At 68.6% G+C, this 12,929-nt stretch carries 9 protein-coding genes; 2 read left to right on the top strand and 7 right to left on the bottom strand.

Annotated elements, in window-relative coordinates; all coding sequences use genetic code 11:
- Window position 1: 1 nt before the first annotated feature.
- From O7634_RS18930 to O7634_RS18920, 3 genes are read right to left on the bottom strand one after another with little or no spacing between them, the layout of a single operon-like run.
- Window positions 2–829 (bottom strand): carbohydrate ABC transporter permease, encoded by an 828-nt coding sequence (locus O7634_RS18930; RefSeq protein WP_278151442.1) that lies wholly within the window; start codon window positions 827–829, stop codon window positions 2–4.
- On the bottom strand, window positions 829–1,806 hold the full coding sequence (locus O7634_RS18925) for a sugar ABC transporter permease (protein WP_278151441.1): 978 nt from the start codon (window positions 1,804–1,806) through the stop codon (window positions 829–831). Before O7634_RS18925 ends, O7634_RS18930 begins: the two co-directional genes overlap by 1 nt.
- A 4-nt stretch (window positions 1,807–1,810) precedes the next feature.
- Window positions 1,811–3,073: an extracellular solute-binding protein gene (locus O7634_RS18920; protein WP_278151440.1), complete on the bottom strand. Its 1,263-nt coding sequence runs from the start codon at window positions 3,071–3,073 to the stop codon at window positions 1,811–1,813.
- A 146-nt stretch (window positions 3,074–3,219) separates the two neighbouring features.
- On the opposite strand from O7634_RS18920, the gene O7634_RS18915 reads away from it, so the two are divergent.
- Window positions 3,220–3,990, top strand: coding sequence for a FadR/GntR family transcriptional regulator (locus O7634_RS18915; protein ID WP_278151439.1), 771 nt, complete (start codon window positions 3,220–3,222; stop codon window positions 3,988–3,990).
- A gap of 70 nt (window positions 3,991–4,060) precedes the next feature.
- Here the strand turns inward: O7634_RS18915 and O7634_RS18910 are convergent, their stop codons facing one another.
- The gene (locus O7634_RS18910) at window positions 4,061–5,449 is read right to left on the bottom strand and encodes an RICIN domain-containing protein (RefSeq protein WP_278151438.1); all 1,389 of its coding nucleotides are present in this window, start codon (window positions 5,447–5,449) and stop codon (window positions 4,061–4,063) included.
- Window positions 5,450–5,778: 329 nt separating this feature from the next.
- Window positions 5,779–7,245 carry an endo-1,4-beta-xylanase gene (locus tag O7634_RS18905; protein ID WP_278151437.1) on the bottom strand — a complete coding sequence of 489 codons (1,467 nt, stop codon included), beginning with the start codon at window positions 7,243–7,245 and terminating at the stop codon, window positions 5,779–5,781.
- Between the two features lie 660 nt (window positions 7,246–7,905).
- Between O7634_RS18905 and O7634_RS18900 the strand changes: the two genes are divergently transcribed.
- Window positions 7,906–9,219 (top strand): PHB depolymerase family esterase, encoded by a 1,314-nt coding sequence (locus O7634_RS18900; protein ID WP_278151436.1) that lies wholly within the window; start codon window positions 7,906–7,908, stop codon window positions 9,217–9,219.
- An 82-nt stretch (window positions 9,220–9,301) separates the two neighbouring features.
- On the opposite strand, the gene O7634_RS18895 is transcribed toward O7634_RS18900, so the two are convergent.
- Window positions 9,302–10,873 (bottom strand): arabinofuranosidase catalytic domain-containing protein, encoded by a 1,572-nt coding sequence (locus tag O7634_RS18895; protein WP_278151435.1) that lies wholly within the window; start codon window positions 10,871–10,873, stop codon window positions 9,302–9,304.
- A gap of 185 nt (window positions 10,874–11,058) precedes the next feature.
- Entirely contained in the window at window positions 11,059–12,894 is a 1,836-nt protein-coding gene (locus O7634_RS18890) for an RICIN domain-containing protein (protein ID WP_278151434.1), read from the bottom strand.
- Between the last annotated feature and the right edge of the window lie 35 nt (window positions 12,895–12,929).

The following is a 12,929-nucleotide window of genomic DNA, read 5'->3' as shown; positions in this document are numbered from 1 at the left end:
GTCAACCCTTCGTGGAACCGGCGGCGACACCGTCGGCGATTTGGCGCTGGAGGAACAGGTAGACCAACAGGACGGGTAGCGCGGCGATCAGCACGCCGGAGGCGAACGTCGGGATGTTGTCGGAGTACTGCCCGCGCAGCGAGGTCACGCCGATCATCAGCGTGCGGTTCTCGGCCGAGGGCATCATCACCAGCGCCATGAGGACGTCGTTCCAGCAGAACAGGAGGTCGAGGATGCCGACCGAGATCAACGCCGGGGTGCCCAGCGGCAGCATGATCCGCCGGTAGACGCCGTACACGGTGTTGCCGTCGATCCGCGCGGCGTCGATGATCTCCGGTGGAATGCCCCGGTAGTAGCTCGTCATGAGGAAGACGGTGAAGGGCAGGAACTGGGCCACGTAGACGAGGATCAGCCCGGGGTAGGTGTCGATGAGCGCGGTGTCGGCCATGATCCGGGCGAGCGGCACCATGATCACCTGGAACGGGATGAAGAGCCCCGCGAGGCAGCCCAGGAAGAGCGCCGACGAGCCCCGGAACCGTAGCTGGCTCAGGGCGAAGCCGGCCATCGACCCGAGCAGCAGGAGCAGCACCACCGACAACGTCACCACGACGATGGAGTTGACGAAGTAGCGGCCCATGCCGACGCTGCTCCACGCCGTGCTGATGTTCTCCCAGCGCAGCGCCTCGGTCAGCGAGAACCGGTCGAGGATGTACTCACGCCGGGTCTTCATCGCGACGTTGGCGGTGAACAGCAGCGGATAGATCGTCGCCAGCGCGAGCAGTGACATCGGGATGGCGACCAACCACCAGCCCAGACGGACGCGGGACATCAGTCCTCCTTCCCCGCGCGCTCCAGCAGTTTGACCTGCAACAGCCCGACCACCAGCATGATGACGAAGAGGATCGTCGACGCGGCCGAGGCCAGCGCCGGCCGGTTCATCTGGCCCTGCTGAATCCAGATGTAGTACTCCGGCAGGTACGTCGACCCCTCCGGTCCTCCGCTGGTCATGACGAAGAGCAGGCCGAACATCGAGGTCAACATGCCGATCATCGTGGTCACGAAGACGAACTGGATGGTGCGTGAGAGGCTCGGGATGATCACGTGCCGGATGACCTGGCTGAGTGAGGCGCCATCCATCCGGGCGGCGTCCAGCAGCGCGGCGTCCAGCGTGGCGAAGCCGGCGAGGAAGACCACCAGGGACATTCCGAAGGTGGCCCAGATGTGCACGCCCACGACGACGACCATCGCGATGTCCGGGTCGCCGAGCCAGTCCACCGGGCCGAGACCGAAGGACCCGAAGATGGCGTTGAGCGGACCGTCGAAGGCGAGCAACAGGTTGAAGATCGCGCCGACGATGACCGGCGAGAGCACCGCCGGGAAGAAGTAGACGCTGCGGTAGAAGCGGTGGCCCGGCACCTTCAGGTAGATGAAGGTCGCGAGCAGGCCGGGGATCGCCACCGCCACCGGGAGCAGCAGGACCAGCAGCCCGACGTTGCTCAGCGCGGTCCGGAACAGCGGATCGTGGAACAGCTCGCGGTAGTTGCCGAACCCGACCGCTGTTCCGTTCTGCTCACCGTCGCCGGTGAAGGAGAAGTTGACACCGAGGATCAGCGGGTACAGGCGCAGCAGCACGATGATCAGAACGGCCGGGGCGACCAGGATGTACGGGGCGAAGCGTTCGGCTCCCCGGCTGCTGCCGGCACGTCGGGGACGTACGCCCCCGCGCTGGGCGGCGGGAACGACCGCCCCGCCGGTCCGTCCGGCCGAAGCCGGACGGACCGACGACTGCGTGTCTCCGATCGGCACGAGGTCAGCCCGCCTGGTCGGAAGCGGCCAACTGCTTCACCACCTCGTCGACGGTGATCGAACCGCTGAGCAGTTGCTGCGACAGCCGGCCCATCAGGTCGATCGTCTTCGACGACAGCGCCACGTGCAGCGCGGGCTTGCCGCTCTTCAGCTCGCTGACGAGCGTGGAGACGGCCGGGCCGGCCTGCGACACGTCGATGGTGGTGTCGGAGGCGATCGCGCCGGCGTCGGCGTAGAAGGCCTTCAGCGCGTCGGCCGAGGTCAGCGAACGGACCAGGTCGGCGGCCACCTTCGGGTCCTTGGTCCACTTGGCGACCGCGTAGCCGATGCCACCGTCGTACGGGAGGGTCGGCGTGGTGCCGGCGGTGACGACCGGGGCCTTCATGACGCCGAGCTGCTCCGGGGTGAGGAACTCGTTGAAGTCCTTCCAGTGCCCGACGTCCGACATCAGACCCATGACGTGGGCGGCCTTGCCGGACTGGAAGAGCGCGAAGGAGTCGTTGAACATCGCCGTCGAGTTGGCCCCGTCGCTGTTCATCTTCCGGTCGCCGGCCTCCTTCCAGGTCTGGAAGAGCCGCTTGACGTTCGCCGAGTTCCAGTCGCGCTTGCCGGCGATCCAGGCGTCGTACTCCTGCGGGGTGAGCGTGGTCGACCCGAGGCTGGAGATCCAGAACTGGATGCCGACGCCCTCCTTGTTACCGAGGGCGAAGCACTTGGCGCCGGCCTTGGCGACGGCGTCGCAGTCGGCGACGAACTTGTCCCAGGTGGTGGCCGGGTTTGCCGGGTCGAGGTTGGCCTTGCGGTAGATGTTCTTGTTGTAGTAGATGGGGTAGCCCTGCAGCGTCACCGGGCTGGCGTAGACCTTGTCGTCCTTGGTGAACGCCTCCCAGCCCGCCAGCCGCTGCTTGTCCTCGGCCACGTGGTCGGTGATCGGCACCAGCGCGTCCACCCGGTCGCGGATCTGGCCACCGCCGTTGAACAGCATGACGTCCGGACCCTTGCCGGCCTGGATCGCCGCCCCGAGCAGCGTGTAGTACTGGTCGAAGGGTTGCGCGACGAACTCGACGGTGACGTCCGGGTGCTTCTTCTTGAAGTCGGCCTTGGCCTTGTCCAGATAGGATTTGGCGAACGTCTCGCCGGACTTCCAGTCCCACACCACCAGCTTGCCGTCCGAGCTGGTGGCCTTACCCGAATCGCTGGCACTTCCACAACCGGTCAACGCCAGGCCCACAATGAGGACGGCCGACCACATAGCGCGCTGTCTCATCAGTTGTCACCTCAGAAAGGGGGGTGGCCGGCGGGTACCCCGCGAGCCAATGGTGACCGGAAGGTAACTCGTATGACGTGTGACGTCAATACTCGGCCGTACACTGACCCGGACGTCGTGCCACGGCGAGCCTTTCGGAGGGGGACATGACGCCATCCCAGGAGACGGCCCTCAACAGCCCGGTGACCCCGGCATGGGTACGTCGGCCGACCAACCTCGCCAGCGCGGTCACCGCGGAACTGGTGGAACGCATCGTCCGCGGCGTCCACCCGTCCGGCACGCCCCTCCCGCCCGAGCCGGTCCTCTGCGAGACCTTCTCGGTGAGCCGGACCGTCGTCCGGGAAGCGGTCAAGATCCTTCAGGAGAAGGGGCTGGTCCAGGTCCGCCAGGGCGCCGGCACCATGGTCACCCCGCCCGCCAACTGGGACATGCTCGACGAACTCGTCCTCGCCGCCACCATCGCCATGGACGACAGCCTCGCCATCCTCGACGATCTGGTCGTCACCCGACGGGTGCTGGAGTCCGACATGGCGAACGTCGCCGCCCGCCAGGCCGACGCGGAGACCATCGAGCGACTGGCCGCCATGGTCGACCGGATGGACGAGCTGGTCGACGACCACGTCACCTACCACGATCACGACCGGGCCTTCCACGACGCGATCATGCAGGCGTCCGGGAACCGGATCGCCCGCGGTGTGGTGCGGGCACTGGAGAGCCAGGTGATCAACACCGCCCGCTACATGGGCCGCACCGAGCGCGCCCTGTGCGTGGCGTCGAACCAGGGCCACCGGCGCATCTACGAGCGCATCGCCGCGCACGACCCGGACGGCGCCGCCCAGGCGATGTTCACCCACATCACCGAGGCCTGGCTGGTCCGCCGCAGCGGCTCGAACGACCCGGTACGCCTGCGGCGCTGACCGCCGCCCCGACCACGCGGCGCCCACCCCCGAGGTACGGGAGCGGGCGCCGCCGGGTGATCGGGCGCGATCAGGAGAACTGGGCGAAGAACCGCCAGATCTCACCCTTGGTCCAGGTCGTGATGCCACTCTCGGCGTACGTGCCGTCCACCGGGCCGGGCATGTGCCCGTTGTCGTACGCGGCCCACTGCACCGGGTAGCCGGAGCGGCAGCCCGAGTAGGTGGTGGTGATGTGCGTACGGCTGCCGCCGGCCGGCTCGGGCGGGTTCTGGGCGGCGCACCCGTTGTTACGGACGAACGTGTCGCGCAGCGCGCGTCCCTGGGAGATGCTCAGGACGTTGTCCGAGATGCCGTGCAGTCCGAAGTACGCGATCGGCTGCGTGCCACCGCTGCACCCGCTGATCTGCCCGCCGGAGATGACCGCGACGGCCCGGAAGACAGTGGCGCGCGCGCAGGCGATGGCGTAGCTCATGCCACCGCCCCAGCTGAAGCCGAGGGCGAACCGCTGCCGCGGATTGACGCAGAGGCTGCTCTCGATCCGGCTGATCATGTTGTCGACGAAGACGATGTCCTCACCGCCGGAGTTGCCCCAGCCGTTGCCGAGGCCCTGCGGCGCGACCAGGATCGCGCTGTTGTTCGACTGCTCCTGCTGCCCGTAGTAGGACCACGGGGTCCCGCTGGTGCCGCCGGAGGAGACGTCCTGCATGGTGCCGCCCCGCCAGTGGAACGCGAAGATCAACCGGTAGGGGTTGCTGTTGTTGTAGTTGGCGGGCACCCGCAGTGTGAACGTCCGGCTCTTGCCGTTGCTCTGGATCGTGTGCGTGCCGCTGGCCAGCGTCGGCGCCTTGCCGCACCCGCTGCCGCCGGTCGGCGGCGGGGTCGTGCCGCCGTCGGTGGGGACGAGCTGCCACTGCTGGTTGGCGCCGTTCCAGTCGGAGTACTGGACGATGTTGCCGCCGTCGGCGGTGGAGGCGCCCTGCACCTCGACGGCCTTGGAGCTGTTGCGGTTGATCAGCCGCACGTAGCCGCCGTCCGAGTCGGCCAGCCGGAACTGCTGGTTCGTCCCGTTGAGGTCGGACCACTGGACGATGGCGCCACCGTCGGCGGTGGAGAAGTTGCTGACGTCGAGCACCTTGCCCGAGTGCCGGGACTTCAGCCGGTAGAAGCCGCCCCCGGAGTCGACGAACTGCCACTGCTGGTTGGTGCCGTTGTTGCGCGTCCACTGGCTGATCCGCGCGCCGTCGTTGGTGGCCGAGGCGTACAGGTCCAACGCCTTGCCGCTGTTGCGGTTCACCAGGACGTACCAGGCGTTGGTGTCGACCGTCGCCGCCGCCGCGGGCGCCGCGCTGACGGAGACGAGCGTGCCGGCCGCCATGATCGCTGCCGCCGCCGCGGCCAACCCTGTCCGCCAGCGACGTCTCTCTCGCGAGGCGGGACGGGCCTCACCGATGGCCTTCATGATCCACTCCTTCGATCGGGGTCATCCACGAGCAGATTCCACGCGTGCCCTGACGTGCGTGCGGCGTCCGGTGGTGGCGTCGACACGTGGGGGTGGCGTGCGGGATGCGCGGCGTCCGCGGCGCCCCGATCCGGGCTCGGGGCAGGGCGTCGACCGCGCGGTGCGCCGCGTGCCCTTCGGCAACCGTGCGGCCCGCGGGATGGAACGTAACGGCAAAGACGTCATACGTCAAACGACCGACGTCGATGGGCGGGCGGCACGGGGCACCTGCCGGTCGACGGCGGCCCACCCGCCGGGTGGGCCGCCGTCCGTGCGGACCGGAACGGCTATCAGCCGATCCGGACCAGCTGCCACTGCTGGTTGCTGCCACCCCAGTCGGCGTACTGGACGACGTTGCCGCCGTCCGCCGTGGAGGCGCCCTGCACCTCGACGGCCTTGGAGCTGTTGCGGTTGATCAGCCGCACGTAGCCGCCGTCCGAGTCGGCCAGCCGGAACTGCTGGTTCGTGCCGTTGAGGTCCGACCACTGGACGATGGCGCCACCGTCGGCGGTGGAGAAGTTGGAGACGTCCAGCACCTTGCTGGAGCTACGGGCCTTCAGCCGGTACCAGCCACCGCCCGAGTCCACGAACTGCCACTGCTGGTTGGTGCCGTTGTTGCGCGTCCACTGGCTGATCCGCGCCCCGTCGTTCGTGGCGTTGGCGTAGACGTCGAGCGCCTTGCCGCTGTTCCGGTTCAACAGCACGTACCAGGCGCTGGTGTCCACCCCGGAGCCCGGCGGAGGCGTGGTGGGCGGGGTCGAGCCGCCGTTGAGCGCGTCCAGCACGGCGTTGTACGCGGCCTTCTTGTTGCCGTTGCAGTCGAACAGCAACGCGTTGTCCGACCCACGCCACGAGTCGCAGTCGCGAACACCCCAGGTGGTGATGCCGTTGCAGCGCGAGACGGCCAGGCAGGCGCGGGTGACCGCCGCGTAGATGTTGGCCTGGTTGCCGCCGGTCATCACGTCCAGCTCGGTGATCTGGACGTCCACGCCCAGGTCGGCGAACCGCTGGAGGTTGGCCTGGTAGTCCGAGGCCAACGAGGTGCCCAGGTGCGACTGGAAACCCACGCAGTCGATCGGCACGCCACGGGACTTGAAGTCCCGCACCATGTTGTAGATCCCCGTCGACTTCGCGTTGATGCCGTCGGTGTTGTAGTCGTTGTAACACATCTTCGCGCCCGGGTCGGCCGCCTTCGCCGCCCGGAACGCCGCCTCGATCCAGTCGTTGCCGGTCCGCTGCAGGTTCGAGTCGCGCCGGCCACCGGAACCACCGTCGGCGAACGCCTCGTTCACCACGTCCCAGGAGTCGATCTTCCCCCGGTAGTACGACGCCACCCGGGTGACGTGGTTGATCATCGCGCTGCGCAGCGCGCTGCCCGACATGCCCTGCGCCCACCCCGGCTGCTGCGCGTGCCACAGCAACGTGTGACCGCGCACCTTCATGCCGTTGGCCTGCGCGTGGCTGACCAGGCGGTCGGCACTGCCGAAGGTGAAGGTGTTCTGCTGCGGCTCGGTGGAGCTCCACTTCATCTCGTTCTCGGCCACGACACTGTTGAACTCGCGGTTCAGGATCGTCGTGTACGCGCTCGTCGACAACTTGTTGACGGCGACAGCCGCGCCGAAGTAGCGCCCCTTCTCCGCCGCCGCCGCCTTCAGGGTCGTGCCGGCGCCCGACGCGGGAGTCAGCGCGACAGTCATACCGGTGGTGAGGGCGACGGCGAGGGTCGCCGCCGCCAGCATCGTTCTCATCGGTTTCATGTGGTTCCTCTTCAGTGGTTGCATCGGTGGTGGTGATGTGCCACTTCGCTCGGGACGGACTCCGATACCAGCCCGGACACGCTCCGGTGAGGCCACTGCCGGCGTCCGCCGGGTCCCGAGGTGACGTCCGCATGCCCGGAGGGACGTCTCGATCCGAGGTACGACCGACGCGACCCGCCCGGTGAGCCGCAACATCGGTAGACCTCGATATCGAGGGTGAGCGATAACATGTCGTTCGTCAAGACGTAACAAGGCCTTCATGCCAATCCACCGGAACGCCGCGATTCGCCCGGTCTTGGCCGCCCCTCCGGGGGGCTTCGAGCTGCCCCGTGACCAGCGGGTGAGGCGTCACGCCGAACTCCGACCCACCCCGTCGGACCGGCATTCTGTTATCGCTCACAGTCACCGGCGGCACACGCCCGCCCTCCGAAGCGCAGGTCAGCGACGCCCGACCGCGACGCCAGAGCGATAGAGGCACTTCAATTGACACTTGTTGGTCCGAGGGGAACACTATTTGTCATGCGAGGCCGTCCGAGAGCCGGACCAGGGCGAGCCAGCCGGTAGCGGGCAACGCGCGAACACCCGCGGGAGTCGGGCACACCCGCGAGCGGACCGCGCGACCAATTCCAGCCTTGACCAGGCAGTCGAAGGAGTCGTCCGTTGAGAATCAGAAGGAAACTGCTGCTCGCCATGGCCGTGTCACTCGTGACGGCCGGCCTCGTGGTCCCGGCGTTCCGGCCCGCGTACGCGGCGTCGCTGGCCGAGGTGACCAGCTTCGGCGACAACCCGGGGCGGATGCGCATGCACGTCTACGTGCCGGACAACCGACCGGCGCGGCCGGCGACAGTGGTGGCGATGCACGGCTGCGGCGGCTCCGGCCCCGGCTTCTACTCCGGCAGCGAGTTCGCCAGCCAGGCCGACCGCTACGGGTTCATCGTCATCTACCCGTCCGCGACCCAGCAGGCCGGCTTCGGCAACTGCTTCGACACGTGGTCGGACGCGGCCAAGCGACGCGGAGGCGGCAGCGACCCGGTGTCGATCATCTCGATGATCCGGTACGTGCAGCAGCAGTACTCGGCCGACCCGGACCGGGTCTACGCCACCGGCAGCTCGTCCGGCGGCATGATGACCAACCACATGCTGGCGCTCTACCCCGACGTGTTCAAGGCCGGCGCGGCGTTCATGGGGGTGCCGTTCAACTGCTTCGCCAACGCGGCGGACTACCCGCCCGGCAGCAGCCAGTGCACCGGCGGGAACATGAACCGGACGCCGCAGCAGTGGGGTGACGCGGTGCGTCAGGCGTACCCCGGCTACTCCGGACCACGGCCGCGGGTGCAGTTGTGGCACGGGACCAACGACACGCTCGTGCCGTACTCGCTGTTGCAGGAGACGATCGAGCAGTGGACGAACGTGTTCGGGCTGAGCCAGACACCCACCTCCACCGACACGCCCCAGACGAACTGGAACCGGCGCAGGTACGCGGACAGCAACGGCACCGTCCAGGTCGAGGCGTACAGCATCCAGGGCGCCGGTCACAGCCTGCCCTCCGGCGGTATGGCCGCCGCCGCCGTGCAGTTCTTCGGGCTGACCGGCCCGACGACGCCGCCCACGGACCCGACCACCCCGCCACCGACCACCCCGCCACCGCCGACCACCGGCGCCTGCCGGGTGACCGTCGCGATCAACGCCTGGAACAACGGCCTGACCGAGAACATCACCATCACCAACACCGGCGCCAGCGCCGTCAACGGCTGGTCGCTGGTCTTCACCCTGCCCAGCGGGCAGACCATCACCTCGGGCTGGAACGCCACCTACTCGCCCAACTCCGGGCAGGTGACGGCCCGCAACGTCGCCTACAACGGCGGCATCCCCGTCAACGGCTCGGTGACCATCGGCTTCCAGGCCACCCACAGCGGCAACAACACCCGACCGTCCGCGTTCACCCTCAACGGCGCGTCCTGCGCCCTCGCCTGACACCAGGCCGACCTCGACAGGACCGTGCGCCGGTCACCACTGGGGGGTGACCGGCGCACGGCTCGTTCCGGCGTCGTCCGGGTCAGCGGTAGCCAGCGCCCACCACGTTGGCCTGCACCGCGTTCTCGGTCGCGTCGGACGGATAGCCGGCGACCATGGCGCCCTCGTAGAAGGTGCCGGCGCTCAGGTTCGCGCCACCGTCGGGCTTGCAGCAGTCTCCGCCACTGCCCAGGATGATCGCGCCCTGCTTCTTCATCGGGCTGTAGCCCGGCGGGAGCGCGCCGTCGTACAGCGTGTAGAGGTTGCCAGCCTGCGCGTCGCTGCCCTTGATGGCGAAGCGCGTCGTGCCGTTGTTCTTCAGCGTCGCGGTGACGAACTTGCTGGTGAACGAACGCTGGTTCGGGTTCCAGGTCTGGCTGCCGCCCGGGAAGAGACCCCACTCCAGGTCCGCCTGCACCCAGGGGCCGGTGCCGGAGCAGCCGCCGAACCAGCACTGCTTGCTGAAGTTGATGGCGTCCATCGCCCCGGCGGCGTCGGCCTTGCGCGTCGTCTCGCTGTTGCCGTAGTCGAAGCAGCAGCCGCTGTTGACGTGGGTGCCACTGGTGACCATGTACATGCCCTCGGGAGCGGCGCCGGTCGGCACCCCGGTGAGGTGCCCGTCGCGCCAGTAGCTGTTACCCGGGTTGATGTACAGCGAGTACGCCTTGGCGCCGCCCACCGTCAACGACTCCGAGGTGGCGATCGCCGGCCTGCTCTGCGGTGAGCCCGGGACCACGCTGGAGCCCTGGTACCAGAGGTCGTTGCCGCGCCCGGACTGGTCGTAGACGACCGTGATCACGCACGTGGTGCCGGCGCAGAAGGAATCCTGGTTGGCCGCCACGGCGGTGCCGCCCGCGCCGGACACCGGGATGTTCCGGGTGGTGTTGTCCGACGAGCGGCGTACCTGGTAGAGGTTGCCGGCGTACGCCGCGTAGAGCGCCCGCGTCGTGCTGTGCGCCGCGATGCACGGGGTGCCGCCGGAGGCGTAGATGTCACACGGGCGTGCGCCGCTCGGCGGCGGGGTCGTCGTCGGGGGCGGCGGGGTCGTCGGCGAGGTCCACTGCTGGTTGGCGCCGCCGTTGCAGGCCCAGAGGATGATCCTGGTGCCGTTCGCGGTCCCGGCGGCGTTGGCGTCCAGGCAGAGCCCGGACTGCACGCCGGTGATGGTGCCGTTGCTGTTGACGTTCCACTGCTGGTTGTTCTGGCCGTTACAGTCCCAGATGATCACCGACGTGCCGTTGGTGGTGCCCCGGCCGTTGGCGTCCAGGCACTTGTTGCCGTACACGGTGAGTTGTCTGCTCGACGTCCAGGTCCAGGTCTGGCCGGCGGCGCCGTTGCAGTCCCAGAGCTGGGTCTGGGTGCCGTTCGTGGTGCTGGAGTTGGGCACCTCCAGGCAGCGGCCGGACTGGGTGCCGACGATGGTGGTGCTCTGCCCCGGCTCGATCGCGGCCAGCACGGCGGCCTCGGCGGTGGGAGGCAGGGTCGCGGAGGCGGCGCCGACACCGGCGAGGACTGTTGCCAGCGCGCCAGCCAGGAGGGCCAGACGCCGGACGCGGCGACGTCTCGGACTGAGATCGTAGGATGTTTCTGATTCTCGGTAGGACGGGGTTCGCACGAGGTGGCTCCTCGGGTCGGGGAAGTGCCGGGGATTGTCGACGGGCCACGGGCGGCTGGTGGTGTCGGCGAATCGATTCGCAGCGAATCGTAGGATCTTTGATTAATCCATGTCAATGAATGTCACGGGCGGGGTGACGCGCTGACCCCCGCTCGGCGGCCAGCGCATCACCTCCCCGAGGACCGCTACCGCCCCAGAATCCGCCAGGTCTGGTTGCGTGGGTTGCCCTGGCTGGGCGGGATGCAGGTCCACTGGTGCACCACCGCGCCCGGCGCGGTGGAGACCGTGCTGACGTCGACGCACTTGTTGCTGTGCCGGGCGACGAGTTGGTAGTCGTGCGAGTCGTTGCCCGAGTAGGTCACCTTGCGGAGGGTGAACTGCTGGTTGAGACCGGTCGAGCAGGTCCACTGGTGCACCGCCGCGCCGTCGGCGGTGGACACGCCGTTGACGTCGAGGCACTTGCCGCTCTGCTGGTTGACGACCGTGTACGTGTTGGCCACACCGGCGACCGGCCGGAAGTTCCAGAGCTGCTGGTCACCACCGTCGCAGAGGTTCTGCTGCTGGACGTTGCCGTCGGCGGCGTTCTGCCCGGGGTTGTTCAGGCACAGCTGCGAGTGCTGGGCCACCGCCACCGACTGGAAGCCGCCGTCCGAGGGGGGCAGCAGCGTGAGCGCGTAGGTGTCGGTCTGGTTGGAGTACGGCAGGGTCACTGTGGCGTTGTTGTTGGACACGTTCACCACGCTGTTGGAGACCGTGACCGGCCCCTGCACCGCGCCGCCGTTGTTGTGCGGGATGCGCTGGGTGAGCACCCGGACCTGGTTGTTCTGCACGATGCCGCTGGTCGTGTCCAGCCGCTGCAGGTTGAGCGTCAGGTTCCCGGTGGTCCGGCCCGCACCGACGAGCACCTTCGCCACGCCCGTCGCCTTGGTGGCGTACGCGTCGTACGACTGGCTGGGGGTCACGCCGACGTTCTCGCCGGTCTGTGACGCGTAGAAGCGGTAGTTCCACCACTCGCCCTTCGGCTGGTGCTGCCCGGCCGAGTTGCGGATCAACAGGTTGCCGAGGTCGTTGTGCAGGCTGCCACCGCTGGCCCAGTTCGCCCGCAGGCCGTCCGCGCGGGCCCGCTCCAGCCGGGCGACGTACCAGGCGCCGTCGGCCGGGTTCTGCTCGTCCGGCGCGCCGTACTCGTTGATCTGGTACGGACGCGGGTGGGGGATGCCACGCGGGTCGAGGGTGGCGTTGGCGGCGGCGACGTTGGCGACCGGGTCGCCCGGCAGCGAGTGCCAACTGATGATGTCCGGCACCGTGTTGGTGGAGCGGACGAAGTCCAGGTACTGGTTCCAGAAGGCGTGGTTCGTCGACGGCACGCAGGCGCAGCTCGGACCGACGATGAGCTGGTTCGGGAACTCCGCGCGAATGCGCTGGTAGGTGCGGCGCCACAGCTCCAGGTACTGCGCGATCGGCCGGTTCCAGAAGATGGTGATGTTCGGTTCGTTCCAGATGTCCCACTGCACGGACAGCCCGGACGCCCGGACGTCGCCGATCAGCCGGGTCAGGAAGTTGTCGTAGTCGGTCCAGTTGCCGTTGTCGCCGGGGAAGCGGGAGATCCCGGCGCCGTCGGCGCCCCACAGGTCGTGCGGCAGGATGATGAACTGGCCGCCGAGTGCGACGGTCCGGCGCGCCTGGGCGAGTGTGGAGTTCCACCGCCGGTCGTACGTGCCGCCTACCCATCCGCTGCCCGGGAGCTGCGCGCCGCCGGCGCGCATGTACTGGAACCTGACGTCGCGGTAGAAGCGGTCGGCGGGGCCGCTGGCGTTCTCGGTCATGCCGTAGATCCAGCCGGACGCGCGATAGGTCGGCGCGCCGCTGGTGCTGGAGAAGTTCACACTGATCGACTCGTCGGCGGCCTGGGCAGGGCCTGGGGCGACGGTCACGGCGGTGGTGGCGGCGAGCAGACCGACCAGGAGTCGGGCGACGAACGCGCCGGCTCGTCCGGACCTGCCGCGGGACGGGGTTTTCACGGGCGGCTCCTTGGTGGGGCGTGGGGGACGCTCTC

This window comes from Micromonospora sp. WMMD1120, assembly GCF_029626235.1.
Taxonomy (GTDB): Bacteria; Actinomycetota; Actinomycetes; order Mycobacteriales; family Micromonosporaceae; genus Micromonospora.
The sequence above is the reverse complement of the archived record's forward strand: the minus strand, read 5'-3'. Positions and strand labels throughout refer to the sequence as shown.